The organism is Streptomyces sp. R11, assembly GCF_041051905.1.
Lineage (GTDB): Bacteria > Actinomycetota > Actinomycetes > Streptomycetales > Streptomycetaceae > Streptomyces.
On the sequence record NZ_CP163432.1, the window covers coordinates 4,741,662 to 4,766,140 of the forward strand.

Here is a 24,479-nt window from a genome sequence, read left to right on the forward strand (position 1 = left end):
AGTGATCGAAGGCTAGGTCATGGCACTGACAGCGGGGTGAAGGGCTGCGTAAGAGATGGGTGAGACAAGGGGTGCCGCCGACGGGACGAGGGGGGTGCACCGCTGATCTGCCGCTCTACTCCCGCAATGCGCGCCGGAGTTCCTCGAACGCGGTCGGACGAGGTCGGTCCGGCAGGAAGTCGCGGATGTGGAGGGCGCACTCGGCCGGGGTCAGGACGTCGGTGCGGACGTCGAGGTCGTGCGGGCCGTGGGAGTGGATCTGGTCGAACTGCAGGGCGGCGAGACCCGGTTGGCGGTCGCGTCGTTCGCGCTCGCGGCGTTCTAGTTCCGGCAGCGGGCAGCGGACCCCGATCAGGACCGTGTCCTCGGGCACGAGCAGATCGAGGAGGTCCAGCAAGCGCCGGCGGCGGCTGAGCGGGTAGTCGACGACCAGGTTGCTGCCGCCCGCGGCCATGCCCGCGACCGCGCGGTGGAGCCCTTGGCGGTGCGGTCGATCTCGCTCTGGAGGTCCTCGTCGGCGAGGGGGCTGCCGCCGCGCATCGCGTGGAAGGCGTCCACCGGCAGGTGGAACCAGGTGCCGTCGTGGACGCCGAGGAGCGCGCGGGCGATGCTGCTCTTGCCGGAGCTGGAGGGTCCGTTGAGCAGGACGACCGTTCCCCGGGTCGCGGTCCCGGGGATGCGGGCGTGGGGGTCGGCGTGGTCATGGACGTGCGTCGTCGAGGCGGATCCCCCGTGCGAGCTGTGGTTGCGGCGCGGTTGCTCGGTGAGATCTACGGTGTCGGCGACACCGGGATGACATGCTGGGTCGGTTGCTCTGTCAGGGTCGGTTCCGCCGCTCGGGCGGGGCCCGTGTTGGCTGCCAGGATCAGGGTTGCCATGGCGATCACTGCCGCGGCGAGACCTCGGGTGTAGCGCTCGGTGGTGTTGGTGCGTTCCTGCACGGCGACCTCGCAACAGCCAGGTGTTAACCACGTTTAATACGCGGTTTAACCTATGGGCTGTCGGAGTCGAACGGCAAGGGGCACAGGGGGAGTTGGGGGCGTTGAGCGTGTCTGACCGTGATGATCCGGGGACGATCGGGCGAAGAGTGCAGCAGTTGCGGGCCGATCGTGGGCTGACGCAGCGACAGTTGGCGCAGCCGGCGTACACCCCCGCGTACATCTCCACCCTGGAGGCCGGACGGGTCCGCGCCTCCGACGAGGCGCTGAGGCACATCGCCGACCGGCTCGGCGTCGCCTTCGAGGAGCTCGCCACCGGACGTCCCGCGCACCTCGTCACCGCCCTGCGGATGCGACTGACCGAGGCCCAGCGCGCCCTCGCCACCGGCGACGCCGAGGCCGCGGCCGAGCAGTACACCGCGCTGCTCGCGGAGGCGGACGCGCACGGGTTCCCCGAGGAGCGGGCGGCGGCGCTGCTCGGGCTCGGCGAGTGCGACATCGACGTCGGGGAAATCGACTCCGCCCGACGGTACTTCGAGCGCGCCGAGCAGGTCCTCGCGGACGCCGACGCCCCACTGCCCGCCCGGGTGCCCGCGCTGCGCGGCCGGGCCGTGTCCCACTACCTCGCCGGTGAGCTGCGCTACGCCGTCTACCTCATCGAATCCACCCTCGACGAGCTCAACCGCGGCGGACTGCACGACCCCGACGCCCTCCTGCTGCTCTACGCCAGCGTCATCGGCCCCTACATGGACATGGGCGCCCACGCCCGCGCCGCCCAGGCCGCCGAGTACGCCCTGGCCCTCGCCCCGCAGGCCGCGGACCCCGCCCTGGTCGCCCGGATGCACCGGTCCGTCGCCCGCACCCTGCTCGCCGAAGGCCGCGTCGCCGAGGCCGACGCCTCCCTCGCCAAAGCCGCCGAGCTGTACCGGCAGCTCCAGATCCGTACCGAACTCGCCAACTGCCACTGGATGCGCGGCTACGTCTACGCCCAGAACGGCGACCTCGCACGCGCCGAGGCCGAACTGCGCGAGGCCCAGACCATGCTCACCGCCAAGCGTGCCGCCCTCTACACCAGCCAGGTCGCCGTCGAACTCGCCGACGTACTGCACCGGCGCGGCAAGTCCGACGAGGCCGCCGCCCTCCTCCACGAGGTGCTCAGCGACCTCAGCCCCGAACGCGGCGCCCTGCACTCCGCCGCCGCCCACCGCCTCCTCGGCATCATCGCCGAGGACGCCCGCGACACCGAGGCCGCCGAGGAGCACTACGTCCGCGCCCTGAGCCTGCTGGAGCGCGCCGGCGCGGCCGGTGACCTGGCCGACCTGTGCCGGCTGCTCGGCGACCTGCTCCGCCGTACCGGAAGGGTCGAGGCGGCGCTGGACGCGTACCGGACCGGACTCGGCCACCGTACGGCCCCCGGCACCACGACCCTCGGACCCGCACCCGCACAGCCCCCTCTGTAAGGAACCCAAGCCGGCCCACAGGTCGTCCCGATTGGCTGCGCGGGACATCCGGACAGGTGGGGACAGGCACGTGGACAACCAGCGGACCGCGCGGACGACGGCCGACGGGCTGCGGCTGGTCGTACGCGCGCTCGTGTACGCCGTCGTCGGCGGTGCCGCGCTCATCGCCATCGCCACGGTCGCCTCCGTCCTCGGCCCCCTGCTCGCCCTCGACCTCCGCACCCCGCCCGTCGCCGCCTGGTGGACCGTCTTCACGGCGATCGCGGTGCAGGGCGTGCCCTTCCTGCTGCTCGGCACGGTCGTCTCGGCGGCGATCGGGGCGTTCGTGCCGGAGCGCGTCTTCAGCCGTCTGCTGCCCCGCAACCAGGCGCTCGCGGTACCCGTCGCCGGGGCGGCCGGTGCCGTCCTGCCGGGCTGCGAGTGCGCGTCCGTGCCGGTGGCCGGGAGCCTGATGCGGCGCGGGGTCGCCCCCTCGGCCGCCCTCGCCTTCCTCCTCTCCGCTCCCGCCGTCAACCGGGTCGCTGGCCACGGCGGTGGTGATGGGCTGGCTGTGGGCCCGGTTCGGCCGCGAGGAGTGGCTGCGCCCACCGAAGCGGCACGCCGACCCGGCCGCCACCGGTCTGCGCGCCTTCACCGCCGGCCTCCAGCACGACTTCCTGCACGCGGGCGGCTTCCTCGTCCTGGGCGCCGCGGCCGCGGCGACCTTCAACATCGCGGTGCCGCGCTCGGTACTGGACCTCTTCACCGGCTCGCCCTGGCTGTCGGTGCTGCTCCTGGCTCTGCTGGCGGTCGTCCTGTGCGTGTGCAGCGAGGCGGACGCGTTCGTCGCCGCGCCGCTGAGCGGCTTCTCGCCGACCGCGCGACTGGCGTTCATGGTGGTCGGCCCGATGGTCGACCTGAAGCTGATCGCCCTGCAGGCGGGCACCTTCGGCCGGTCCTTCGCCCTGCGGTTCTCGTCCGTGACGTGGGTGGCGGCCGTGGCGAGCAGCGTGCTGGTGGGGTGGTGGCTGCTGTGAGGCGGTACGGACCGGCGGTGCTGCTGCTCGTGACGGGCGCGGCGGTCCTGCGGATCTCGCTGTTCAGCGAGCTGTATCTGCGGTACGTGCAGGCGGGACTACGGCCATACCTGGTGGTGTCCGGGTTCCTGCTGGTGCTGCTGGCGGTGGCCGCGGCGGTTGTCGGGCGACCGGAACGAGAACCGCACGCCGAGCAGGGCGAGCACGCAGAGCACGGCGAACACTCCGGCCGCGATCAGCAACGCGAGCACGGCGAGCACGACGAGTCCGGCGACGATTCCCACGCCCACGATCAGCACGGCGGTCACCATAGCCCCCGCGTCGCCTGGCTCCTCACCCTCCCCGCCCTCGCCCTCCTCCTCTTCCCGCCGCCGGCCCTCGGCTCCTACAGCGCCGAGCGCGAGGCGGCGCAACGCGCGGCGCAGGGCATCGGGCACTTTCCCGCGCTGCCGGCCGGGAACCCGGTGGAGCTGACGCTCGCCGAGTTCAGCTCGCGGGCGGTCTACGACAGCGGGCGGTCGCTGTCGGGCCGTACGGTCCGGATGACCGGGTTCGTCACCCGGGACGACGACGGCACCTGGTACGTCACCCGCCTGCTCGTCTCCTGCTGCGCGGCCGACGCCACCACCAGCAAGGTCGAGATCCGGGGCGCGGACGCCCCGCCCGCCGACGCCTGGGTCACCGTCACCGGCACCTGGCACCCCGAGGGCGAGCTCGGCACGGACGGAGCGTGGCCGCCGGTCCTGGACGCCGCGTCGGTGCGGCGGGTCGCGCAGCCTGCGAACCCGTACGAGAGGCGCTAGCGCTCCGCCGGGGAGAGCCGTGCATCAGGCCGCGGGCCGGTGGGGGCTGGTCGCGCAGTTCCCCGCGCCCCTTGCGGGTGGCGGTCGGCGGGGTTTCGTTGTACGGGCCAGGGGTAGTCGGGCGACGTTCAGGGCGAGCGGTCAAGTGGCCGACCGGGGGCCCTGGAGCCAGCAGGCCGCGCTCGGAACGAGGAGGCTGCCGTGCGGCCCAGAGACGATCACCGAGGTGAGGCAGGGCGGGAGCGGGCCGGTGCCGCCGACGCGCTCGCCGAGAGCGTGCGCGGCGTGGGACCCGGCGAGATCCCGGCGCGGCTGTGCGATGTCGCCGTCGAGTTGCTGCCGGTGACCTGCGCGAGCGTGTCGCTGCACAGCGACGGCATGCCCGTACAACTGGGCGCGAGCAGTGCGCAGGCCGCCTATGTGACCGAGATCCAGGCCACCTTGGGTGACGGGCCCTGTCAGTCCGCCGTGGAGAGCGGTACGCCCGTGCTCGCGCGCGACCTGACGGCGGGCCGGGACGTCCTGCGCTGGCCGGTCTTCGCCCAGCAGGCCACGGCCGCCGGGGTGCGGGCGGTGTACTCGATGCCGCTCGGCAACGACACGGTGTGCGTGGGCACGCTGGACCTCTATCGCGATACGCCCGGCGACCTGACCGACCGGGACCTGCGCACGGCGCGGGTGGTGGCCGGAATGATGACCGTGGCGCTGATGGCGCTGCCGCGCGCGGAGGAGGCGGGCGACCCCGGCGACGAGCGGTGGCTGAGCGGCCTCGCCGCCGACCAGGACCAGATCTACCAGGCAACCGGCATGATCATGGCCCAGCTGGGCGTCGGCACGGGCGAGGCGCTGGCACGGCTGCGGGCGCACGCGTTCGCGCACGGGCGCACGGTGGTGGACGTGGCCCGGGATGTGGTGGACCACCAGCTGCGATTCGACGGGGACCGGGGCCGCCTATGATCGCCGACCATGGACATAGTGGGTTACTTCATCGCGCTGGTCGTGATCGTCGGCTTCGTCAGTGCCGAGAGCCGAATCTCCCGTGCCGACCGACGAGTTGCCCGGGTCGAGCGCAAACTCGACCTGATTATCGATCACTTGGGCCTGCGTGACGACGATCCCCGGATGGCGAAGGTCGCGGCGCTGCTGCGGGACGACAAGAAGATCCAGGCGATCAAGGAGTACCGGGAGATCACGGGAGCGGGGCTGGTGGAGGCCAAGGAGGCGGTCGAGCGCCTGGGGCAGACGTGACCACCCCGGCACACAGCGATCTCGTGGCGGCGAAAGAGCTCGTCTACGACCCTTGCGGATTTGCCTGCTCGCAGCCGGTTCCCGAACCCGAGAGTGCCGAGTACGCCGCCCACGCATTCACCGTGGACGGTCTCTCCGTCCGGTTCCGCGCGGCCAGAACGACCCCCACCAAGGTCGGCCAGTTCGTCACCGTGTGGAAGAGGTCGCCGGGCGGGCCCATCCAGCCCTTCGACGTCACGGACCCGGTCGACCTCTTCGTCATCAGCTGCCGTGACGGTGCGCACTTCGGCCAGTTCGTCTTTCCCATGGACGTGCTCCGCCGGCGCGGAGTGGTGTCGGTGGACGGTGCCGGTGGGAAGCGGGCCTTCCGTGTGTACCCGCCGTGGGTGACCACCACCAACCGCCAGGCGACCAGCACTCAGGCATGGCAGCTGGACCACTTCCTGCGCCTGGACCAGGACGGGCCCGTCGACTCCGCTCGCGCCCGGCGGCTCCACCACCCGTAGGACGGCGCCGAAACGACCGTCCTAGATCTCCGCCCGGCCCCGCTTCCTGACCTCCGCCAGACGGGTGGCGCCCGTTTCGACGGCCGCCCAGGTGGCGTCGGCCGGTACCTCGCCGAGGCCGCCGTTGGTGATGGCGATCGCGTCGTCGCCCACCCGGATGGCGGCGACGTGCAGCGTGAGCGCGGGTGCGTCGTCGTACTCGGAGACGGCGCGCAGGAGGACCCTCAGACCCTGCCGGGCGTCACCGACCTCCGGCATCTCGGCCGCACTCACTTCGACGGCCATCTCCCCGCTCCGCGCGGTCGCCGTGAACTCGCCGCACCTGTCCGGCAGGCGGCCCAGCCAGGCCAGCGTCCGGTCCAGGTCCGCGGGCCGATGGGCCACGACCTGGTAGCGCAGCTGGGCCTCGTCCCAGGCGTCGTCCAGTCCGACCGACGCGCGCGTCCGGGCGTCCGGGCCGAAGAGCTCCTCGGCATACAGGGCGTCCAGGAGCCGTCGGCAGTCGGCGGACTCGGTTTCCGCCTTGAGCATGGCCTCCCGCCAGGTGGCGAAGCCCTGCGTGGCCCCCCAGGATTCACCGAGGTCGGCCTCGCTGATCAGAGCGTCCCGCGCCTGGGCCTCCGTCAGGGTGGGGGCGGCCCCGGGGGACTGCGACCCGCTGACGGTGGCGGGGGACGCGGGGGCACGGACGCCCGTGGCCGCGGTGTCCAGTCCGGCGAAGGAGCACGCGGCCGCGGTCAGCAGCGCGGCCGCCGTGAGCGCCGAGGTGGCGAGGGTGCGGGCCGGGGGACGGGGCATCGCGGGCTCCTGGGGTGCGCTCAAGATCAGTACGTGCTCTTAAGGCACCACCCCAGGGCTACGGCCACCAGCGCGCCGGTCCGTCCGGGTGACGGATGCATGCGGGTCCTACTGCGTCTGGACGTACCCGATGAAGGTGGCGTACGCCTCCGGCGAGAGCGTGAGCGTGCCGACCTCGGGGTTCTTGGAGTCGCGGACGGCTATGCAGGGGGTTGGGTCGGCGACCTCGACGCATTCGCCGCCGCTGGTGCCGCTGTACGAGGACTTGCGCCAGGCGACCGAGCCGAGCGGGGCGCACTCGACGCAATCGCCGCCGCTGGTACCGCTGTAGGACGACTTACGCCACTTCAGCTCCATAGCGTTCCTCCCAGCGTCAGCCCAGCCTCCTCCCGTTGCCTCCTCAGCTCGTAGCCGAAGCAGTCCAATGGAGAGGCCGTGGGATCGAGTTGGCGGATGTGAACCAAGGCGTACCAACCCCAGAGTCGGTGTGTAGCAGAGCGTAATCACGCGACTTCGCATTGGTGACGCGACTCGTGAAAATCACCGCGACACCCTCACCCGCCCGCTGTTACGGTCGCCCCATGCAGCGCGCCAACCCGTCTCTGACGACGACGCCGGACTCCGTCCCGGCGCCGCGCTGAAAGCTGAGCGAAGATCAAAGCCCCGGGGCGAGTGCCCCGGGGCTTTGCCGTGGGCGCTCGTCTCCTCACCCGGAGGAGCAGCCATGCACGACCACCGCCGCCTCGGCCGCGAACTGGACCTCTTCGACACCGACCCCCTGATGGGCGCCGGCCTGCCGTATTGGCTGCCTGACGGCGCCACCGTCCGGCACGCACTGGAGGAGTACATCCGCGAAGCCGAACGCGAGGCCGACTACCGGCACGTCCACTCCCCCGTCCTCGGCAAGCGCGAGCTCTACGAGATCTCCGGGCACTGGGACCACTACAGCGAGGACATGTTCCCGCCGATGGATCTCGGCAGCGGCAGCGGCAGCGAACAACTAGTCCTGCGCCCGAGCCTGTGCCCGCACCACGCCCTGATCTACCGCTCCCGTTCCCACAGCTACCGCGAACTACCCTTCCGCATGGCCGAGTTGGGCGGAATGTATCGCGCCGAGCTGTCCGGCGTCCTCGGTGGCCTCACCCGCGTGCGGGCGATCCACCTCAACGACGCCCACATCTTCTGCACCCTCGACCAGGCAGTCGACGAGGCCCGAGCCGCCCTCCAGCTCATCGCCCGCGCTTACGCCGACCTGGGTATCCGGGCCGTCCGACACCGCCTTTCCCTCCCGTCCGAGGGCGGGGGCGAGGGCGCGGGCGGCGGCAAGTACGTCGCCGATCCCGGGCTGTGGCGGCGAGCCACCGCGCTGCTCCGCGAGGTGCTGGACGCCTCCGGCATCCCGTACGACGCCGCGGAGGGCGAGGCCGCGTTCTACGGTCCCAAGATCGACGTCCAGATCGCCGACCCGGCTGGACGGGAGTCGACCCTCTCCACCGTCCAGATCGACTTCCACCAGCCCGAACGCTTCGACCTGCACTACATCGGCCCCGACGGCGCCAAGCACCGCCCGGTCATGGTTCACCGCAGCATCATCGGCAGCGTGGAAAGAGCCGTCGCCCACCTCATCGAGCAGCACGGCGGCGCCTTCCCGGTCTGGCTCGCGCCCGTCCAGCTGGTCGTCCTCCCCGTGTCGGACGCCCAGACCGAACAGGCGGAGAGGCTGCTGCACCGGGCCCTCGACCAGGGCCTGCGCGCCGAGCTCGCCGGCCCCGAACACGGCACCCTGGGCGCCCGTATCCGGGCGGCGCGGCTCGTGCCGTACCAGGCGGTCATCGGGGAGCGGGAGGCGGCGGCCGAGGCGGACGGGGAGCTGGTGGCCGTACGGCTGCGGGACGGGCGTAGGCCCGGGGCCGTACCGGCCGCGGAGCTCGTCACCCGGATCGCCGCCCGCGCGGCGGCCCGCGGCCCCGAGCTGTGGGACGGCCGATGACGCCCGATCACGCCTGAGACGGGGGCTCAAGACGCCGTATGACGCCGCACGCACGAAGCCCGTACGGCGGCGCCATACGGCGACGCACTCCACCTGGACAACACCGTAAGGTCGGTTCCGGTGACCCGCCACCGCACCCGTGAGAGGAACCCCGCCGTGACGAACGCCGACGGTCCGCCCATCCCGGTGATCATCGACTGCGACACCGGCGTCGACGACGCCCTCGCGCTGCTGTTCGCCGTACGCCACCCGGGTGTCGACCTGCGCGCGGTCACCTGCGTGGCCGGGAACACGGATGTGGACGGCGTCGTACGCAACACCCTCACCGTGCTGGAGCAGGCCGGCGCCCCGGACATCCCCGTCGCCCGGGGCGCCGGACGTCCGCTGATCGAGTCCGCGCGCTCGGCGCGGCACGTGCACGGCGAGGACGGCATGGGCGACATCGGCCTGCCCGCCCCGACCCGCGCCCCGGCCGACGCGGACGCGGTGACGCTGCTGCGCCGCGAGATCCTGGCGTCCCCGCGCCCGGTCACCATCGTCCCGACCGCGCCCCTCACCAACATCGCCCTGCTGCTGCGCACGCACCCGGAGGTGACCCGCAACATCGAGCGGATCGTCTTCATGGGCGGCGCGGTGGCCTGCGGAAACGCCACGCCGGTGGCGGAGTTCAACGTGTGGCACGACCCGGAGGCGGCCGCGATCCTGCTCACCGCCGGGGTGCCGATCACCATGTACGGCCTGGACGTCTTCCAGCGGGTCGTGGTGCCCGGCGCGGACGTACGGCGGCTGCGGGCGAGCGCGGAGCCCGGTACCCGTCTCGCGGGCGACCTGCTGTCCCACCGTCCGGCCACGCCCGATGTCGCCGCCGACTCCGAGGCCGGCGGCATCGGCGACGCGGGCGCGGTGTGCGCGGTCGTGGACCCGGCGGGCATCACCACCCGCCTGCTGCCCGTCGAGGTCTCCCTCGCCCCCGGTCCGACGCGCGGCCAGACGATCGTCGACCGCCGGCCCCGGCCGGGTGAGGCCGAGATCCACACCGGCCTGCGCGAACAGCCGTTGGTGGACGTGGCCCTGGACGTGGACGTGGACCGCTTCGTGAAGCTGTACCTGACGACGGTCGAGCGTCTCTGACCCGTCTCCGGACCTGTACGGCCACCCCACGGTCGTGGAACCGACCGGGGCCGTCGCACTTACGCCATCCGTGTCGCGTACGGCCAGGGCGTCGGCGGGATGTCCCCCCTCACATCGTGCCGCCGAAGAACACCTGCACCTCCCTGATCAGCCCGTCCCGGACACTGATCGCCTCGACATTGCGGTAGCGGCCGCCCGTGGTGAGCTCGTACTCGTAGTAGGCGAAGACGAGTTCGCCGTCGGCGGGGGTGACCTGCAGAAGTTGCTGCTCCTTCAGCCGGCCGGCGGTCGGGAAGCACCGCTCGAAGAAGGCCGCCTTGCCGATGTGGTCGTCCTGCGGGCTGGTGAAGGTGAAGTCGTCGGCGTAGAGGGGGAGGGCGGCTTCGCGGTCCTGTGCCAGATAGTGGCGGAATGCGGCCCTGACGATGTCCGTCGGAGTGCTGGTCATGCGGGGCTCCTCAGCAGCGGGGGGTCCTCCTCCGTCACCCACCGTATCCAGCGGGCCTCGTGCCGCGGGTGCACCACGAAGGGGCCCCGGGTGTTCCTCCACCTGCGCGGTGTTCCCTTTTCCGGCCGACTGGACAGAGTTCTCACTGTCGCCCGTACGCACCCAGGAGGAGACCGCGTGACCGTCCGCACCACCACGCCCGACCTCTCGTCCAGCAACCCCGACTGGTGGCGCCAGGCCGTCATCCACCAGGTCTACCCGCGCAGCTTCGCCGACGGCGACGGTGACGGGCTCGGTGACCTGAAGGGCATCACCCAGCGTCTGAACCACCTCGCCGGCCTCGGCGTCGACGCCCTGTGGCTCAGCCCCTTCTACCCCTCCGAGCTGGCCGACGGCGGCTACGACGTCGCCGACCACCGTGACGTCGACCCGCGCCTCGGCACCCTCGACGACTTCGACGCCCTGGTCGCCGAGGCCCACCGGCTCGGCCTGAAGGTCATCGTCGACCTGGTCCCCAACCACACCTCGCACCAGCACGTCTGGTTCCAGGAGGCGCTGCGGGCCGGCCCGGGCTCCCCGGCCCGGGACCGCTATGTCTTCCGCCCCGGCCGCGGCCCGCGCGGGGAACACCCGCCCACCGACTGGCAGTCCGTCTTCGGCGGCAGCGCCTGGCGCCGGGTCCCCGACGGCGAGTGGTACCTGCATCTGTTCACGCCCCAGCAGCCCGACCTGAACTGGGAGAGCGAGGAGGTCCGCGCCGACTTCCGCACCACCCTGCGGTTCTGGTCGGACCGCGGCGTCGACGGCTTCCGCGTCGACGTGGCCCACGCGCTGGCCAAGGACCTGAGCGAGCCGCTGCGCGACCTCGGAACACCGGAGCTGAGCCGCGAGGACGCCCTCCCGGACCTTCCGCCCGGCACCCACCCCTTCTACGACCGCGACGAGGTCCACGAGATCTACCGCGACTGGCGCAAGATCCTCGACGCCTACCGCCCGCCCCGCATGGCCGTCGCCGAGGCCTGGGTGAACCCGAGCGCCCGCCGCGCCCTGTACGCCCGCCCGGACGAACTGGGCCAGGCCTTCAACTTCGAGTACCTGCAAGCCGGTTGGGACGCGGAGGAGCTGCGGCGGATCATCACCGACTCGCTCGCCTCGGCCCGCTCGGCCGGCGCGTCGGCCACCTGGGTCCTCTCCAACCACGACGTCGTACGCCACGCCTCCCGCCTGATGCTCCCGCCCGGCACCGACGAGAACGCCTGGCTGCTGTCCGGCGGCCACGCCCCGGCCGTCGACGAGGCCGCGGGCCTGCGCCGGGCCCGCGCCGCGACCCTCCTCATGCTGGCGCTGCCCGGTTCGTCGTACGTCTACCAGGGCGAGGAACTCGGCCTGCCCGAGGTCGCCGACCTCCCCTTCGAGGTCCTCCAGGACCCGATCTGGGAACAGACGGGCCGCGTGCGCAAGGGCCGCGACGGCTGCCGGGTGCCGCTGCCGTGGACGACGACGGGACCCTCGTACGGCTTCGGCGCGGGCGGCTCCTGGCTGCCGCAGCCGCCCAGCTTCGCGGCGTACGCCGTGGCGGCGCAGGACGGTGTCGAGGGCTCCACCCTGGAGCTCTACCGCAGGGCCCTGCGCCTGCGCCGCAAGCTGCTGGAGGGGGAGGACCTGGAATGGGCCCCGGACGGCCCGCCCGGAGTCCTGCACTTCGCGCGCTCGGAGGGCTGGCGGTGCGTGGCCAACCTTTCCGGTACGGCGGTGGAGTTGCCGCCGGGTGAGGTGCTGATCGCCAGCGCACCGCTGGAGGAAGGCCGGCTGGGCCCGGACACGACGGCCTGGCTGGCCTAGACCGGCCGTATCAGGGCTTCGGGGTCACCTGCGGTTCGCCCGCGGCCCGAGGAGGCGGGGTCAGGTCCTCGGACGGGAGCTTCGGTGGGATCGTCTCCTGGAACAGGACCTGGTCGAAGTCGACCAGCCCGGTCTTCTCCATGACCGTGATGTGAAGTCCCGGTCGGCCTCCGTCAACGGCCCGGCCGGCGGCTCCCCGCGACGACCCTGTCCGGCGCCGCGGCGACGGTTCCGAAGCCGAGCATGGCGGGGCAGGCGAGCGCGGCCAGGGCCACGCCCAGGGCTCCGCCCGCGAAGAGAGCTCCCGTCGCCTTCCGTGTGATGCGCATCCGGGCCTGCTGCGGGATGGGGGTGGTCGGCTGTCCTACGGAGGTACGGAAGTCCCCGGTGCGGGAAGCCTTTTGGCTTGGCATCGGCTCCGTAAAGCGACCTTGAGCGCGTCTTTGCCCGGGCCCGGGTGGGCGCCGTACGGGTGAGAGGCCCCGGCCCCGCGCGTGGCGCAACGGATCGCCCGGCCCGGCTGCCCCAGGATCCGGACGCGTGGCACACACCTTCGACGAACTGGTCGCGATGCAACGGGCGGCGGACCAGGCGCACTCCAGGGTGGAGGACCTACGGGACCAGTACGGCCCGCCCGCCCACACCCCGTGGACCGAGCTCCAGACCGACACGTACGCATCCGCCTGGCGCACCTGGCGCGACCTCGCCCGCGCCGTCCAGAGCGCGGTCACCGAGCACGCGACGGAACAGGGCACCGCCCGCAGCGAGGTCGAGGCGGACGTGAAGACGACGGCCCGCCACCCGAAGCCGGCGCCGCAGGACTGACGTCGGTGTCCCGGCGCCCGGACGGGGGTGCGGACCGAAGTCCTGGTCCGTACGGCCGAACAGCGCGCGCTCGATCAGCGTGCGACGGGCGCCGGCGCGCTCGTCCTCCGCCGCGGGGTCGAACGAGCGGCTGAGCTTCGCGACCGTCAGCCGCCTGGTGCCGTCGGCGGTGGCGATCACCTCGACGTTGTAGCCGATGCCAACCCGCCGAAGGGCACTGCGGACGGCTCCCACTCTCGGCGCCCGGACGGGTGGTGCGGAGCGCGCCCCTGGTCCGTACGGCCGAACAGCGCGCGTCGTGTGCGCGGACGGGACACGACAATCGCAGGCAGTGGTGTTGCCGACGCACGTGAGGAGCTCCGCCGACGATGAGCAGATTCAAGAGGGCAACGGTCCTCGGTTGTCTCGCCGTGGCCTGCGCGATGACTGCGGCCGGAGCGGCGTACGGAGCTGACGGGGCGTCAGGGTCGGGTGGCAGTGACCTGTGGGCGACCGCGACCATCGAACCCGGGCGGGAAGGCATCGTCCAGGTCGGTGGGTACGAGGGGGCGCCGCTGGGCGCGGGATCGGTACTGACCCTGTCGGCGCCCGCGACGGCGAGGGTGACGGGCACGCCGTTCGCCGCGGGCGGTTACCAGGGGGCGGTGACTCTGGGCGGGAGCGGCGGGACGTACACCTTCGTGGGGGCGCCCGGCCCGGTCACCGGGGAGTCGGCACCGGCGGCCTGGAAGGACCGTACGTTCCCCTTCGTCCTGTCCGTTCCCGCGGACGCCGAGCCCGGTACGCGGCTGCCCGACTGCGCCCTGGTCCTGAAGGACGCCAAGGGAACGGTGCAGGAAAAGGGCACGTGTGTCGTGACCGTCGGACTGCCCGCGCCGACCCTGTCCCGACCCCAGTCGGGCGTGCCGCTGGGCGCGTTGCCGCAGATGTCGGGGACGGCCTACCCGGGCGCCCAGGTCACGGTGCGCGACGCGCTGGAGGAGGAGATCTGCGCGACGACCGCCGCGCCCGACGGCACCTGGTCCTGCGTGCCGAGCGTCGCTCTCCCGCCTGGCGCCGGCCGCGTCCAGGCGACGGCCACGTTCAACGGGGTCAGCGCGGCGAGCGAGCAGATCCACATCCTCGTGGCGGAGGTGGCCGCCGCACAGCCGGACACGGTGACGGACAGCGGGGGCGGACGGCTGACGCCGAAAGCCGCGCGCAAGGCCGGTGGCGCAGGTCAGTAGCGCGCCAGGTCAGTAGCGCACGGCCCTGGCAACCTCCGCCCGGACGCCCCCGCCCAGGTCACGCGTGCTGCGTGCGGTGCCCTTGCCCGTCTTGCCCGCGGCCACGTCCGACACGGTCACCACGTTGGCGTCCAGCAGATTGCCGCCCTCGTCGCGGAAGTTGATCTGTACGCCGAAGGACTTCGTCGAGTCGGTCGTGTTCTCCGCCGTGACCTCCACGGTCGTACGGCCGTCCGAGGCGGTCGTCGGATCGCCCAGCCGGACCGCGCCCTTGGCGTCGACGCCGCCCTTGATGTCGTCGAGCTGCTGCCCCGCCTCCGCGGTCGCCGAGGCGAAGGCCGACGCCGCCCGGCTGGCCACCGAGGAGGGCGTGTCGTCGTCGCTGCAGGAGGTCAGGGTGAGGGCGGCGGCGACGGCGGCGGTCGTCGTGAGGATCGCGGTGGTCGTCCACCGCGCTCGGTGACCGGGCATGGCGCCTCCAGCAGGTCGTTCGGTCCGGGTCCCTTCAGTGAAGGTCCGTACGCCGTCGTCCGCACTCCGGGCGTCACCCGATCGGTCCTTCCCCCGTGGTGGCCGCCGCCCGGCCGGTCGATCGTCGAACCGACCGCAGCACCCGACCACGGGTACACGCGAGAAGTGGGGTACGGCAGCCATGAGCCAGCAGCAGCCGCAATCGCAGTCGCATGCGACGGACGCGGCACACAGTCCCGCCGGTACCCCGGGTTCGCCCGGCACCCAGACCACCTGGGGCTCGGCCGCACCCGACGCCGGCGGCTACCGCCCCGGCCCGCCCGCCCCCTCCGACACCGGCTGGGCGACCGGCGCGCTCGTCTTCGCCGGTGTGCTGATGCTGGTCAACGGGCTGCTGGCGATCCTCCAGGGCATCTCCGCGATCGCCGAGGACGACGTCTACGGCAGCGTCGGCGACTACGTCTACAAGATCAACCTCACGGCGTGGGGCTGGGTCCTGCTCGGCATCGGCATCGTGGCCGCCTGCGTCGGCTACGGCATCCTCAGGGGAGCGTGGTGGGCCCGGATCACCGGCATCTTCCTGGCGTCCCTCAGCATGGTCGCCCACTTCCTGTTCCTGCCGTACACGCCCGTCTGGTCGGTGATCATGGTGGGCATCGACTTCTTCGTGATCCTGGCCCTCGCCACGGCGCCGGACGTCCCGCGCGCCAACGCTTCGACGCGCGCTAACGCTTCCACGCGCGGTAACGCTTCAGGAGTGCGCTGACCCTGGCCGGGTCCTTGCGGCCGTTCAGCTCGGTCAGCAGGCCGTCGGGGCACAGCTCGTAGAGGTCGCCCCAGAAACGGCGGCCGTGGTTGTCCCAGAGGCGGTAACCGCCGGGGACACCCCTGGCCACATGACGTCGTCTGCTCAATCCCCCACGCCCCCGTCCGAGCCGCACGCGCGTCGTACGCATACGGTCCGGACAGGGTGGCAGCGCGCCGCCGCTCGTTTCGCCCGGATTTCCGGGGCTCAGCCGTGCCCGATGCCGCCGCCGCCGAAGGAACCGCTCTTCCCCGGCAGCCAGCGTTTGCGGTGCTGGTCCGTGCTGCGCCTGCTGCCCGCGTGGTGCAGCTCGTGCGGCAGGAGCCGTTCTCCGCCCTCCGCGTGCGGTACTTCGTCGGGTTCCCTGAGCTCCCGCTCCTCATGGACAGGCCCGGTGTCGGGAAGGTGGGGCTGCTCCTCGGCCGTGGGCCGCGGCAGCTCTCGATCACGGACCCGCATGCCGAGCTGCACGGCCCAGACCAGGGCGCCCGCGATGACCAGGCCACCCGCAAAGGCGGCGATCACGTTGAGTACTTCACTCGACGTGGCCGCTAGTACAAACGTCGTCGTACTCATGCCCCAATTATCACCGAAACGGACGAATAAGCTCCTTGTGGCGCCCAGGAACCCCAGAACCGTGTGTTCTCGCGTGTCTACGCGCGTTCCGTGGTGTCCTCCAGCTCCGTGAAGAGGGTCAGTTGGAGGGCGCCGGGCGCTTCGAGGCGGGAGTTGAGGGAGTTCCACGGCGTGCGGGTGGGCTCCGCGAGAACCTCGGCCCCGGCGGCCGCCAGCCTGGCCGTGGTCGCCGTGGAGTCGGCCACCTGGAAGGCGACCCGGACATGACCGGCCACCCGCCGGCCGACCTCGACCTCGTCGATGAACTCCGCGTGATTCGGATCCGTCAGCTCCAGCGTCGCCCGCCCGGCGTCAAGGATCGTGACCCGGCCCCCGGGCGAGGTGAACGCGCCGCGTTCGGGGAGCCCGAGCACATCTCGGTAGAACCGCAACGCCTCGTCGTAGTCCTCCGCCGTGACCACCAGACGCAGCTCGCGTACGGGGGGTTCGGCCGGGGTGTCGGCGGCGGGTGCGTCGGACATGTTCTCTCCTACTCGACGGGCGGCTCTTCGACTGGCTGTGACACCTGAACCCTGGGCGTTGGGTCGGTGATTCCCGGCACAGGTCCACACTGCGCGCGCACACGGTTCCCGCGGGTCTGCGGACGGGCTCCGCGGACGGCGCCGCGGGTCTTCGGCAGCTTCGAGACGAGCGACGAGTCCTCGACCGGTTGTGAAACGTGACCCCGGGGCTCCCCGGCCTGTGTTTCCCGGGCCGGTCTCGGCACCGGCCGCGCGGGTGCGGGACGCCGTGCTTCGTGGCGTCCCGCGCGCATGGTTCTGGCGGGTGTTTCGGTTGCTTGCGCAGGTCTGCGACCGGTCCCCGGGGCGGGCGTCGAGTCTTCGACCGTTGTGAAACGTGTACCCGGGGGCTCCCCGGCCTGTGTTTCCCGGGCCGGTCTCGGCACCGGCCGCGCGGGTGCGGGACGCCGTGCTTCGTGGCGTCCCGCACACACAGTTCCCGTAGGTCCACGGATCCCGCAGGTTCACGACCGGGCCCCGGCGATCCGCGACCGACCTGCCCTACCCCGCCCTGACCACCGCCCGCCCCGACTCGTCCTCGGCGGACGGCCGTTCCGCGGCGGCGTTGCGTTGCCTCGGGATGAGCGTGGCGAGGGCGAAGGCCAGCAGGGCCGCTCCGGCGCCGATGGCCATGACGACCTTGCAGCCGTTCTCCGAGGGCAGGGCGTAGCCGCCGAAGTCGGTGGTCATTTGGGCCAGGATCACGCCCGCGAGGGCACTGGCGAACGAGGGCAGCTGGCCGAGCTCCCGAGCGCCGTCCCACGCAGCTGGCGGGTGCCGCGGGACATGGAGCTGCGGTTCCGGTTCGACTACCTGGAGGGGCGTTGCGGCATCGCGGGCATCACACCAGGCCCGGGTGACGGATCGACGATCACCATGGACCAGCCGTGCTGGCGGATGGCCCGCGAGTTGTACGGGCCGGACCTGCTCGCCCTGCCGTCCGACGTCGAGAACTCGCCCGACTTCCTGGACAGGAAAGGGAGTTGGTACCTCGACCGCTCCCGCCCCGGGCACCATGAGCTGCTGTACCGGCCGCGGGCGGGGGAGGACATGCGGCGCGCGCAGGTGACGGCGCCCGTGCTGGAGACGCTGGTCAGCGGCACCGGCAGCCCGGGTCGGCCCGTGCACGACATCGCCTTCAAGGGGCTGACGTTCGCCCACGCCGGCTGGACGGCTCCGAGCGAGCCGGCCGGGTTCGCGGCGGCGTGGAGCATGTACCTGCGGCCGGGGAGGGGCGACGAGATCAGGCTGCTCACCGTGCCCGGGAACGTCGCCTTCCGCCGCGCCGAGCGGATCACCTTCCAGGGCAACCGGTTCGTCCATCTCGGCGCCCAGGGACTGGAGTTCTCCAAGGACAGCTCGCACAACACGGTGGACGGCAACGTCTTCACCGACATCTCGGACGGCGGCGTCGTGCTGGGAGCCCTGCCACCGGAAACGAAGGGCACGGACCGCGGCAACCGCGTCACCGACAACCGGGTCCACCGCACCGGGGCGGACTACCACGCGTCCTCCGGCATCTGGGACGCCGGCAGCCGGGAGACGACCATCGCGCACAACCAGGTCGACCACGTGCCCTACTCCGGCATCCTCTCCGGTCCCGCCGAGGACGTGCGCGGCCTGATGAGCGGCAACCGCATCGTCGGCAACCGGGTCTTCGCGACCAACCGGCTCCTGGCCGACGGCGGTGGCATCTATCTGCGCGGTGAACAGGGCACGTCCTACGCGGACGGCGCGGTCGTCAGCGGCAACGTGGTCTCGGACAGCGCGTACGGCGAGTGGAACGTCGGCATCTACACCGACGACAGCAGCAAATGGATCACTGTGCGGGGCAACGCCGTCCACAGTTACCGCGCCTCGATCGGCGGGTGCAGCGAGGACTGGGGCAACCGCCCGGTCCAGAACGTCCGTTTCCACGGCAACTTCTGGGACGACACCGTCCCCGACTGGCTGCCCCGGCGGTCCTACCCGGGAGGCTGGCCGCCCGCACCGGACTGCGGCGACCCCAAGAACCTCGAGTTCAGGCACAACACCTTGCTGACGCCGGATGACCCCGCCTCCGACTGCGCGGCCCGCCCCGCCTGCGCCGCGCTCGTGGAACGGGCGGGGCCGGGGGAGTCGTACCGGCGGGGCCTGGGCCTGAAGTGAAGAAGGACGTAGCGGGTGTGGCCCGGGCCGCCTCACGCGGCCCGGGCCCACTGACTGTCGGAGCGTCAGCCCGCGCTCTAGCCGAGCAGCTTGTTCATCTCCTCGATCTCGGCCGTCTGGGCGGTGACGACGTCGTCGGCCAGGTCGGTCGCGGGAGCGTACTTGCCCTTCGCCTTCTCGGCCTCGGCCATCTCCACCGCGCCCTCGTGGTGCTCGACCATCATGGTCAGGAACAGGGAGTCGAAGGCCTTGCCGGAGGCCTTCGCCAGTTCGTCCATGTCCTTCTGGTCCATCATCCCGGCCATGCCGGAGCCACCGCCGTGTCCGCCGGAGTGGTCCATCCCGTCCGTGCCGGGCGCGTCCGACGGCACGTCCTCGCCCCAGGCCTTCAGCCACCCCGACATGGTCCGGATCTCCGGGTCCTGGGCCTTCTCGATGCGTGTGGCGAGGTCCTTGACCCGGGCCGAGGAGGCGCGGTCGGCGGCCAGCCCGGCCATCTCCACCGCCTGCCGGTGGTGCGGGATCATGCCCTGCGCGAAGGAGACGTCCTGTGCGTTGTGCGCGCCCGCGGTGGCCCCGGCGGTGGCGTCGGCGCTGGTCGAGGGCGACTGGTGGGTGCCGGAGGCGGTGTCCGAGTGGCCGCCCCCGGCGCAGGCGGAGAGGACGAGGGCGGCGGTGACGGCCGTCGCGGCCAGGACGGCGCGACGGACCACGGTACGTGTGCTGTTCATGCTGAGAACTCCTGCGATGTACGTGAGTTGCAGCGCCGTCGGGCGCGGCACGGGCATGGCTGAGCGCCGTACGCCCTCAGTGGGTGAGGGGGTCGGCTCGGCCTTGTCCTAGGTCCGCAGGATCTGCAGTTCGGCCAGTGAGGGAGGCGCCCGCCCGCCTTCGGGCAGAGCGGCCACGGAACGGCCGTCGAGGTCGGCCGCGACGGCGCTGCCGGCCGGATCGGGCACCGGGGCCGGCAGCACGGGGCCCGCACCGACGGCACTCGACGCGCAGGTCGGGTCGGCGTGCTGGGCGTGCCCGCCGCCCGAGTCGGGGCCGTGGCATGCGGCCTCGTCGGTCACGGCCGTCAGGTGGGCGCTCATGAGGGGAGCGCCGTGCCCGTGGTGCGAAGAGGCCGAGACGGCGTCGGCGGGGCCGAGCGCGTGCATCCCGAACAGCCCGGCGAGGAGCCCGAGCAGCAGGATCATGCGCCACGGCCCCGGCAACGGGATCCGCGGCGCACGGTGTTGCTGTGCACGGGCTGTCACGCCCACATCGTAGCGGCGGACGGCTTTGCCATCTCTTTACAACCTGCCCCGCCGCCCCGTCGTCTCTTCGCTCGACCCGTCACCCAGCCCGCCGGGTACGGCAGTACCGGCCGGGCCGACGAAAGAGAGCGACTCAATGCGCCGAACCGTCCTCAGCGCCATGGCACTCGGCTGCGCGGCCCTGTTCGCGACCGCCGCCCCCGCGCTCGCCGACAGCTCGTCCCCGACCCCGGCCCCGAGCACGTCCGCCGGCTCCCCCGCCACGGACGCCCCGAGCCCCAGCGCCGAACCGACCCGTCCCCCGTCCTCCGCCGAGCCGTCGGCCGCGCCGACCCGGGACAGCGGCCAGGTCTCCGTCAGGCCGTCCGGGGCGCCCGACACCGGCGTGACACCGACCTCTTCGGACTCCGCCTGGGGACAGGGCGGGATGATCGGCGGGGGCGCGGCCGCAGTGCTCGTCGCCGGGGGCGGGACGGCCTTCGTCGTACGGCGTCGCCGGACCACGGGGGCATGATGCCGCTGTCCAGGCGGGCGTTCGCCACGGCGGCGATGGCGTCGCTGCTGGTGGGCTGCGGCGGCCAGGGCACGGAGCAGGGCGCCACCGCGGGCTCCCGGAGGAGGGGCACGGACGCGTCCAAGGAGGGGCAGGCGGGCGGCTCCTCCTCGGCGTCCTCGAACTCCATGCGCACACTGGGCAGTTCACCCCCGGTCCGGCTCCGCATTCCTGCGATCGACGTCGACACCCCGGTCATCCGGCTGGGCCTGGCGCAGGACGGCACCGTGGAGGTGCCGCCGATCACGGCCGACGACCGGGCGGGCTGGTACCGGCACTCGCCGACGCCGGGCCAGGTCGGCCCGTCCGTCATCCTCGGCCATGTCACGGTGGGCTCCTACGGGGCCGGCGTGTTCCGGGACCTGGCGCGGCTGCGCCGGGGTGACCGGATCGTGGCGCGCAGGAAGGACGGCACATCGGCGCAGTTCGCCGTGAGCTCCGTACGGACGGTCGCCAAGGCGGACTTCCCGGCGGACGACGTCTACGGCGACGTGGACCGCCCGGAGCTGCGGCTGATCACGTGCGGCGGCCCGCGCTCCGGCGACGAGTACCGCGACAACGTGATCGTCTTCGCGGAGCTGAGCTCCACGTCCCCCTGACCGCACCCTGCTCCCGCAGTACCGGCACGGAACCGGTGCCGGGCCGACGGAACGTACGCCGCCGGCCCGGCATCCCTCTCAGTGCCGCGCAAGTTCCTCACGACCATGGAGAGCGTTGAAACGGTCCCGCGACAAGGCAGCGTCCGAACTGTTCGCCGCCCTCTACCCGCGCCTGGCCGGCTGGTGCCGCCGTCTCGTCGACGACGACGAGACGGCCCACGAGATCGCCTCGGAGGCCTTCACCCGGCTCTGGGCGCGCTGGAGCCGGGTGGAGGAACCGCGCGGGTTCCTCTACGTCACCGCGGCGAACCTGGTCCGGGACCACTGGCGCAGGCTGGAGCGCGAACGGCGGGCGATGCGCCGGGCCACGACGGAAGCCGCGGTCAACCCCCACACCGAGCAGGAGGACCCGTCCGTACGCCTGCTGGTCCAGTCCCTCCCCGAACGCCTCCGCGTCCCGATCCTGCTCCACTACTACGCTGACATGCCGATCCGGGAGGTGTCCGTGCTGACCGGACGAAAGGAAGGAACCGTCAAGGCCGACCTCCACGCGGCCCGGGAACTGCTCCGCGTCCACCTGAGGAGAAGCCTTGACCACACGCTTTGACGAAGACGCGGACGGTCCGGAGTTGTCCCCCGACGACCCGCTCGCGGTGATCCTCCGCCCCGCCACGGACTACCTCGCCCCGCCCCCCGGCAGCTACGAGTCCATCCGCCGCCGGGCATCGCGCCGCCGACTCGTCCGTGCGTCGATCGGGGCGGCCGTGACCTGCGCCGCGGCGCTCCTGGTCGCCCTCCCGCTCACCTCGGGAAGCTCCGACGCCCCGCCCTCCCCGGTGCCCCCGCTCGCACCCCCGCCCGCGACCGACCGCACGACGTCTCCCACCCCGTCCCCGTCGCCGCCGCGCGCGACCTCACCGACGCCGACGGTGCCACCCGAGTCCGCGACGTCCGAGCCCACCCCGAGCGCCCGAGCCACCGACTCCCGCACGCCCAGCAGTTCGCTCCTGCCCCCGGCCGCTCCTTCATCGGCGCCGACGTCGGACGGGGCGGGGGCGTCGGTGGATCCGACCACGGGCGGTGTCACGGTGAACGTGACGGGGACACCGGGCCGGTAGGAGAGCGGGTGTCAGGCGGTCCGAGGCACGATGCTCACCGCGCGGTAGTCGTAGCCGTCCTGCTTGAAGCCAGGGGCTTCCCACGTGAGGTCGACCCGCTGTCCGGGCGACAGCGTGCGCAACCCCGTGGCCCGGATGTCGGAGAAGTGGCCGAAGCAGCCACCGGGAGTCTCGGGCGAGTCGAGCACGCCCCACCCTTCCTCGTCGCTCCACTCACGAACCGTCGCAGTCACCATGGCGCGAGCCTACGTGTCGTCAGTGCGACGCGAACTGGGCCCGGGTCGGCTGCAGGACTTCCGGGCGTACGGGGAGCGCGTCGAGCGTCAGCCTCTCCCCGTATATGTCCGTGAGTCTCAACTCGCCCCCGCAGCCGCTGCCCTGCTCGGAGAGGAAGTAGTTGTACTCCGTGCGCCGGAGCTGCCGCCAGCCTCCGCCGTCGCGAACCTCCAGGCGGGCCAGTGGGTTTCGGTGGCCCACCGCCTGGATGCCGCACCAGTGGCTGCTGGAGCCTGTCTTGTAGCGGATCGAGATCGCCTCGGGCGCCTCGGGCGTCCCCGGACTCAGCAGGCTCCAGGTGATCGGGATGCGGCCGGCCGAGGGGGCCGCGAGCCTGGCGAACGCCTGTGCGCTGAGGTCGAGTTGGCCGGGTGCGCAGGGCAGGGGGCACTCGTTGGTGACGCGGACCGTGACGGAGGCGCCGCCGGACACCCTGACACGTACGTACGCCCCGCACGCCCGGGATGTCTCGTAGTCCGCGTGGTTCATCGCCGCGGTCATGACGTCGTCGGTCGGGCCGTACAGGCAGGCGCCGTCGCCGTTTCCGGTGTCGTAGAAGGTGGCGATTCCGTCGTAGGTGACGCCGGGGCGGATGCGTCCCGCCAGTGGGGCCGCGGCGGAGGCCGGTCGGGAGGTCGCCCTGGCTGAGGCTGAGTTGGATGGGCGCGTCGGTGCCGTGGTCGTGGCGCGTGGTGGGGATGAGGACGGCTCGGACGGGGGCGGCGTCGTCTTCGGCGCACGGCTCGGTGTCGCCGGTGAGGCCTTGGAGTGACTGCCGGCGACAGGTGATGTCGGGGCATCGGCTGCCGTGGGGTTCCCGTCGGGGCGCAGTGCCATGAGCAGGGACGCGGCGAGCGCGACGGCCGCCACGACCACGGCTGGGACCAGGGCCGCGCGCCACTTGCGGGGGGACCGGCGGCGGTGGGAGGGAGATGCCACGAGTGAGTCCTCACGTCCTGACGCGGATGGGTACGCGGTTCGGCAGAAGCAGTGCGTGGTGCAGTGGTCGCCGGGGGCGGAAAGGTTGCCGCCCGGTACGGGTCGCGCAGGGCATCACCGGGCGGCCGGGCAGCGCCTCGCAGGGGTGGCAGCGGTGGGCCGAGGAGGCGTTCCATCCGCCGCAGCCCTGGCGGGAGTTGCTGGGGGCAGCCGTGCGGTCGGCCGCCGGTGGCCCCGGTGCCGGCGAGGACTACACCTACGGCCGCCCGTCGCGCCGCTCCGCCTCGGTGCCCGGCGCCGTCCTGCCGAGCCTGCGGCGCAGGCCGCCCCGCGTCTGTGTCGTCATCGACACCTCCGGCTCGGTCAGCGACGCCGAACTGGGCAGCGCCCAGCTGGAGGTCGCCGCGATCTCCAGGGCCGTCGGCGGGCGACGGGACCTGGTCAGCGTGGTGCCGTGCGATGCGGCGGCCGGGGACGTGCATCGAGTGTGCCGTGCCGAGGGCATTCCGCTGGTCGGGGGCGGGGGAACGGATCTGCGCGCGGGCTTCGCCAGGGCACTGCGCGCGCAGCCCCGGCCCGATGTCGTCGTGGCCCTGACCGACGGTCAGACGCCCTGGCCGAGCACACGGCCGCCGTGCCGGACCGTGGTGGGCCTGTTCCCGCGGCAACGGGCGGCCCGCTCCTGGGACGAGGACGATCCCGAGTACGTACCGGACGCACCGCCGGCGTGGGCGCGCGTGGTCGAGATCGGGTCGGTGGGAGCGGGCCGGTGAGACCCGGGCGGGAGGCACCGGCGGAGGCACGGGCGTGAGACCCCGGGGTGAGACCGGGGGCGTGGGCCGTCGTACCCACGGCTGACCCACCCCCGCGCCGTACTGCGTTCTCAGTACCCCCGATTGTCGGCAGCCGCACGACGACAGGGCACCCCCGCTCCGGACAGCCTG

General features: G+C 72.6%; 30 protein-coding genes and 5 pseudogenes. 18 read left to right on the forward strand and 17 right to left on the reverse strand.

All coding sequences use genetic code 11. The features are described from left to right. Positions 1–115: 115 nt before the first annotated feature. A pseudogene (locus AB5J55_RS21695) lies at positions 116–678 on the reverse strand (AAA family ATPase). Between the two features lie 92 nt (positions 679–770). Beyond that, positions 771–941: a hypothetical protein gene (locus AB5J55_RS21700; protein WP_369276255.1), complete on the reverse strand. Its 171-nt coding sequence runs from the start codon at positions 939–941 to the stop codon at positions 771–773. A gap of 107 nt (positions 942–1,048) precedes the next feature. Between AB5J55_RS21700 and AB5J55_RS21705 the strand changes: the two genes are divergently transcribed. The 6 genes and pseudogenes from AB5J55_RS21705 (at position 1,049) to AB5J55_RS21730 (ending at position 5,971) form a co-directional block, all read left to right on the forward strand. Further along, positions 1,049–2,398 (forward strand): tetratricopeptide repeat protein, encoded by a 1,350-nt coding sequence (locus AB5J55_RS21705; RefSeq protein WP_369272266.1) that lies wholly within the window; start codon positions 1,049–1,051, stop codon positions 2,396–2,398. A gap of 70 nt (positions 2,399–2,468) precedes the next feature. Then, a pseudogene (locus AB5J55_RS21710) lies at positions 2,469–3,414 on the forward strand (permease). Next, a complete protein-coding gene (locus tag AB5J55_RS21715; protein WP_369276256.1) occupies positions 3,411–4,217 on the forward strand; it encodes a TIGR03943 family protein in 807 nt (268 codons plus the stop codon). The pseudogene AB5J55_RS21710 and the gene AB5J55_RS21715 overlap by 4 nt, the downstream one beginning before the upstream one ends. Before the next feature lie 201 nt (positions 4,218–4,418). After that, a complete protein-coding gene (locus AB5J55_RS21720; RefSeq protein WP_369272267.1) occupies positions 4,419–5,174 on the forward strand; it encodes a GAF and ANTAR domain-containing protein in 756 nt (251 codons plus the stop codon). 9 nt (positions 5,175–5,183) lie between these two features. Beyond that, positions 5,184–5,465, forward strand: a complete 282-nt coding sequence (locus tag AB5J55_RS21725) for a ribosomal protein L7/L12 (RefSeq protein ID WP_369272268.1) — start codon at positions 5,184–5,186, stop codon at positions 5,463–5,465. After that, positions 5,462–5,971 carry a MepB family protein gene (locus AB5J55_RS21730; RefSeq protein WP_369272269.1) on the forward strand — a complete coding sequence of 170 codons (510 nt, stop codon included), beginning with the start codon at positions 5,462–5,464 and terminating at the stop codon, positions 5,969–5,971. The genes AB5J55_RS21725 and AB5J55_RS21730 overlap by 4 nt, the downstream gene beginning before the upstream one ends. A gap of 21 nt (positions 5,972–5,992) precedes the next feature. Here AB5J55_RS21730 and AB5J55_RS21735 read toward each other — a convergent pair whose 3' ends face one another. From AB5J55_RS21735 to AB5J55_RS21745, 3 genes and pseudogenes are all read right to left on the reverse strand, one after another. Next, positions 5,993–6,769, reverse strand: a complete 777-nt coding sequence (locus AB5J55_RS21735) for a hypothetical protein (RefSeq protein ID WP_369272270.1) — start codon at positions 6,767–6,769, stop codon at positions 5,993–5,995. A 108-nt stretch (positions 6,770–6,877) separates the two neighbouring features. Further along, positions 6,878–7,126, reverse strand: a complete 249-nt coding sequence (locus AB5J55_RS21740; protein WP_369272271.1) for a DUF397 domain-containing protein — start codon at positions 7,124–7,126, stop codon at positions 6,878–6,880. 14 nt (positions 7,127–7,140) lie between these two features. Beyond that, positions 7,141–7,233: pseudogene (locus tag AB5J55_RS21745) on the reverse strand (XRE family transcriptional regulator); the annotation flags it as partial. Between the two features lie 260 nt (positions 7,234–7,493). Here AB5J55_RS21745 and thrS point away from each other — a divergent pair. Both thrS and AB5J55_RS21755 read left to right on the forward strand, forming a co-directional pair. Further along, positions 7,494–8,759, forward strand: coding sequence for a threonine--tRNA ligase (thrS, locus tag AB5J55_RS21750; protein WP_369272272.1), 1,266 nt, complete (start codon positions 7,494–7,496; stop codon positions 8,757–8,759). A 156-nt stretch (positions 8,760–8,915) separates the two neighbouring features. Then, positions 8,916–9,890: a nucleoside hydrolase gene (locus tag AB5J55_RS21755; RefSeq protein WP_369272273.1), complete on the forward strand. Its 975-nt coding sequence runs from the start codon at positions 8,916–8,918 to the stop codon at positions 9,888–9,890. Positions 9,891–9,999: 109 nt separating this feature from the next. Here AB5J55_RS21755 and AB5J55_RS21760 read toward each other — a convergent pair whose 3' ends face one another. Next, positions 10,000–10,338: a nuclear transport factor 2 family protein gene (locus tag AB5J55_RS21760; RefSeq protein WP_369272274.1), complete on the reverse strand. Its 339-nt coding sequence runs from the start codon at positions 10,336–10,338 to the stop codon at positions 10,000–10,002. Between the two features lie 177 nt (positions 10,339–10,515). On the opposite strand from AB5J55_RS21760, the gene AB5J55_RS21765 reads away from it, so the two are divergent. Then, a complete protein-coding gene (locus AB5J55_RS21765; protein WP_369272275.1) occupies positions 10,516–12,180 on the forward strand; it encodes a glycoside hydrolase family 13 protein in 1,665 nt (554 codons plus the stop codon). A 10-nt stretch (positions 12,181–12,190) separates the two neighbouring features. Here the strand turns inward: AB5J55_RS21765 and AB5J55_RS21770 are convergent, their stop codons facing one another. Continuing rightward, complete coding sequence (locus AB5J55_RS21770; RefSeq protein WP_369272276.1) at positions 12,191–12,322, reverse strand: hypothetical protein; 132 nt, start codon at positions 12,320–12,322, stop codon at positions 12,191–12,193. A gap of 31 nt (positions 12,323–12,353) precedes the next feature. Beyond that, positions 12,354–12,593, reverse strand: coding sequence for a hypothetical protein (locus AB5J55_RS21775; RefSeq protein WP_369272277.1), 240 nt, complete (start codon positions 12,591–12,593; stop codon positions 12,354–12,356). Between the two features lie 127 nt (positions 12,594–12,720). On the opposite strand from AB5J55_RS21775, the gene AB5J55_RS21780 reads away from it, so the two are divergent. Continuing rightward, on the forward strand, positions 12,721–13,005 hold the full coding sequence (locus AB5J55_RS21780; protein WP_369272278.1) for a hypothetical protein: 285 nt from the start codon (positions 12,721–12,723) through the stop codon (positions 13,003–13,005). 368 nt (positions 13,006–13,373) lie between these two features. After that, the gene (locus AB5J55_RS21785) at positions 13,374–14,231 is read left to right on the forward strand and encodes a carboxypeptidase regulatory-like domain-containing protein (protein WP_369272279.1); all 858 of its coding nucleotides are present in this window, start codon (positions 13,374–13,376) and stop codon (positions 14,229–14,231) included. Between the two features lie 9 nt (positions 14,232–14,240). Here the strand turns inward: AB5J55_RS21785 and AB5J55_RS21790 are convergent, their stop codons facing one another. Further along, positions 14,241–14,702: an FxLYD domain-containing protein gene (locus AB5J55_RS21790; RefSeq protein WP_369272280.1), complete on the reverse strand. Its 462-nt coding sequence runs from the start codon at positions 14,700–14,702 to the stop codon at positions 14,241–14,243. 181 nt (positions 14,703–14,883) lie between these two features. Here AB5J55_RS21790 and AB5J55_RS21795 point away from each other — a divergent pair, with 181 nt between their 5' ends. Beyond that, on the forward strand, positions 14,884–15,468 hold the full coding sequence (locus AB5J55_RS21795) for a hypothetical protein (RefSeq protein WP_369272281.1): 585 nt from the start codon (positions 14,884–14,886) through the stop codon (positions 15,466–15,468). Here AB5J55_RS21795 and AB5J55_RS21800 read toward each other — a convergent pair. The 4 genes and pseudogenes from AB5J55_RS21800 to AB5J55_RS21815 form a co-directional block, all read right to left on the reverse strand. Then, positions 15,428–15,616: a hypothetical protein gene (locus AB5J55_RS21800; RefSeq protein ID WP_369272282.1), complete on the reverse strand. Its 189-nt coding sequence runs from the start codon at positions 15,614–15,616 to the stop codon at positions 15,428–15,430. The two genes, AB5J55_RS21795 and AB5J55_RS21800, sit on opposite strands and share 41 nt — an antisense overlap. Positions 15,617–15,714: 98 nt before the next feature. Further along, entirely contained in the window at positions 15,715–16,083 is a 369-nt protein-coding gene (locus AB5J55_RS21805) for a DUF6479 family protein (protein WP_369272283.1), read from the reverse strand. A 77-nt stretch (positions 16,084–16,160) separates the two neighbouring features. Continuing rightward, a complete protein-coding gene (locus tag AB5J55_RS21810) occupies positions 16,161–16,604 on the reverse strand; it encodes a VOC family protein (RefSeq protein ID WP_369272284.1) in 444 nt (147 codons plus the stop codon). 540 nt (positions 16,605–17,144) lie between these two features. After that, positions 17,145–17,372: pseudogene (locus AB5J55_RS21815) on the reverse strand (MFS transporter); the annotation flags it as partial. Positions 17,373–17,429: 57 nt separating this feature from the next. Here AB5J55_RS21815 and AB5J55_RS21820 point away from each other — a divergent pair. After that, positions 17,430–18,791 carry a right-handed parallel beta-helix repeat-containing protein gene (locus AB5J55_RS21820; protein ID WP_369272285.1) on the forward strand — a complete coding sequence of 454 codons (1,362 nt, stop codon included), beginning with the start codon at positions 17,430–17,432 and terminating at the stop codon, positions 18,789–18,791. A 77-nt stretch (positions 18,792–18,868) separates the two neighbouring features. Here the strand turns inward: AB5J55_RS21820 and AB5J55_RS21825 are convergent, their stop codons facing one another. Both AB5J55_RS21825 and AB5J55_RS21830 read right to left on the reverse strand, forming a co-directional pair. Beyond that, the gene (locus AB5J55_RS21825; RefSeq protein ID WP_369272286.1) at positions 18,869–19,522 is read right to left on the reverse strand and encodes a DUF305 domain-containing protein; all 654 of its coding nucleotides are present in this window, start codon (positions 19,520–19,522) and stop codon (positions 18,869–18,871) included. A gap of 108 nt (positions 19,523–19,630) precedes the next feature. After that, complete coding sequence (locus AB5J55_RS21830) at positions 19,631–20,050, reverse strand: DUF6153 family protein (protein WP_369272287.1); 420 nt, start codon at positions 20,048–20,050, stop codon at positions 19,631–19,633. 136 nt (positions 20,051–20,186) lie between these two features. Here AB5J55_RS21830 and AB5J55_RS21835 point away from each other — a divergent pair, with 136 nt between their 5' ends. From AB5J55_RS21835 to AB5J55_RS21850, 4 genes are all read left to right on the forward strand, one after another. Next, on the forward strand, positions 20,187–20,564 hold the full coding sequence (locus AB5J55_RS21835; RefSeq protein ID WP_369272288.1) for a sortase-dependent protein: 378 nt from the start codon (positions 20,187–20,189) through the stop codon (positions 20,562–20,564). After that, positions 20,561–21,202, forward strand: coding sequence for a class F sortase (locus tag AB5J55_RS21840; RefSeq protein ID WP_369272289.1), 642 nt, complete (start codon positions 20,561–20,563; stop codon positions 21,200–21,202). The genes AB5J55_RS21835 and AB5J55_RS21840 overlap by 4 nt, the downstream gene beginning before the upstream one ends. A gap of 115 nt (positions 21,203–21,317) precedes the next feature. Next, complete coding sequence (locus tag AB5J55_RS21845; protein WP_369272290.1) at positions 21,318–21,809, forward strand: RNA polymerase sigma factor; 492 nt, start codon at positions 21,318–21,320, stop codon at positions 21,807–21,809. Further along, positions 21,793–22,320 (forward strand): hypothetical protein, encoded by a 528-nt coding sequence (locus AB5J55_RS21850; RefSeq protein ID WP_369272291.1) that lies wholly within the window; start codon positions 21,793–21,795, stop codon positions 22,318–22,320. The genes AB5J55_RS21845 and AB5J55_RS21850 overlap by 17 nt, the downstream gene beginning before the upstream one ends. Positions 22,321–22,331: 11 nt before the next feature. Here the strand turns inward: AB5J55_RS21850 and AB5J55_RS21855 are convergent, their stop codons facing one another. Together AB5J55_RS21855 and AB5J55_RS21860 are read right to left on the reverse strand one after the other, a co-directional pair. Next, positions 22,332–22,556 (reverse strand): cold-shock protein, encoded by a 225-nt coding sequence (locus AB5J55_RS21855; protein ID WP_369272292.1) that lies wholly within the window; start codon positions 22,554–22,556, stop codon positions 22,332–22,334. A 19-nt stretch (positions 22,557–22,575) separates the two neighbouring features. After that, positions 22,576–23,535 (reverse strand): expansin EXLX1 family cellulose-binding protein, encoded by a 960-nt coding sequence (locus tag AB5J55_RS21860; protein WP_369272293.1) that lies wholly within the window; start codon positions 23,533–23,535, stop codon positions 22,576–22,578. A gap of 98 nt (positions 23,536–23,633) precedes the next feature. Here AB5J55_RS21860 and AB5J55_RS21865 point away from each other — a divergent pair. Next, positions 23,634–24,308, forward strand: a pseudogene (locus AB5J55_RS21865) (VWA-like domain-containing protein); the annotation flags it as partial. Between the last annotated feature and the right edge of the window lie 171 nt (positions 24,309–24,479).

Excerpts from the sequence above, each read along its gene's own strand:
- AB5J55_RS21725 (WP_369272268.1), top strand. The coding sequence starts at position 5,184 with ATGGACATAGTGGGTTACTTCATCGCGCTGGTCGTGATCGTCGGCTTC.
- AB5J55_RS21735 (WP_369272270.1), bottom strand. The coding sequence starts at position 6,769 with ATGCCCCGTCCCCCGGCCCGCACCCTCGCCACCTCGGCGCTCACGGCG.
- AB5J55_RS21740 (WP_369272271.1), bottom strand. The coding sequence starts at position 7,126 with ATGGAGCTGAAGTGGCGTAAGTCGTCCTACAGCGGTACCAGCGGCGGC.
- thrS (WP_369272272.1), top strand. The coding sequence starts at position 7,494 with ATGCACGACCACCGCCGCCTCGGCCGCGAACTGGACCTCTTCGACACC.
- AB5J55_RS21760 (WP_369272274.1), bottom strand. The coding sequence starts at position 10,338 with ATGACCAGCACTCCGACGGACATCGTCAGGGCCGCATTCCGCCACTAT.
- AB5J55_RS21770 (WP_369272276.1), bottom strand. The coding sequence starts at position 12,322 with ATGGAGAAGACCGGGCTGGTCGACTTCGACCAGGTCCTGTTCCAGGAG.
- AB5J55_RS21775 (WP_369272277.1), bottom strand. The coding sequence starts at position 12,593 with ATGCCAAGCCAAAAGGCTTCCCGCACCGGGGACTTCCGTACCTCCGTA.
- AB5J55_RS21785 (WP_369272279.1), top strand. The coding sequence starts at position 13,374 with ATGAGCAGATTCAAGAGGGCAACGGTCCTCGGTTGTCTCGCCGTGGCC.
- AB5J55_RS21790 (WP_369272280.1), bottom strand. The coding sequence starts at position 14,702 with ATGCCCGGTCACCGAGCGCGGTGGACGACCACCGCGATCCTCACGACG.
- AB5J55_RS21795 (WP_369272281.1), top strand. The coding sequence starts at position 14,884 with ATGAGCCAGCAGCAGCCGCAATCGCAGTCGCATGCGACGGACGCGGCA.
- AB5J55_RS21805 (WP_369272283.1), bottom strand. The coding sequence starts at position 16,083 with ATGAGTACGACGACGTTTGTACTAGCGGCCACGTCGAGTGAAGTACTC.
- AB5J55_RS21810 (WP_369272284.1), bottom strand. The coding sequence starts at position 16,604 with ATGTCCGACGCACCCGCCGCCGACACCCCGGCCGAACCCCCCGTACGC.
- AB5J55_RS21820 (WP_369272285.1), top strand. The coding sequence starts at position 17,430 with ATGGAGCTGCGGTTCCGGTTCGACTACCTGGAGGGGCGTTGCGGCATC.
- AB5J55_RS21825 (WP_369272286.1), bottom strand. The coding sequence starts at position 19,522 with ATGAACAGCACACGTACCGTGGTCCGTCGCGCCGTCCTGGCCGCGACG.
- AB5J55_RS21835 (WP_369272288.1), top strand. The coding sequence starts at position 20,187 with ATGCGCCGAACCGTCCTCAGCGCCATGGCACTCGGCTGCGCGGCCCTG.
- AB5J55_RS21840 (WP_369272289.1), top strand. The coding sequence starts at position 20,561 with ATGATGCCGCTGTCCAGGCGGGCGTTCGCCACGGCGGCGATGGCGTCG.
- AB5J55_RS21855 (WP_369272292.1), bottom strand. The coding sequence starts at position 22,556 with ATGGTGACTGCGACGGTTCGTGAGTGGAGCGACGAGGAAGGGTGGGGC.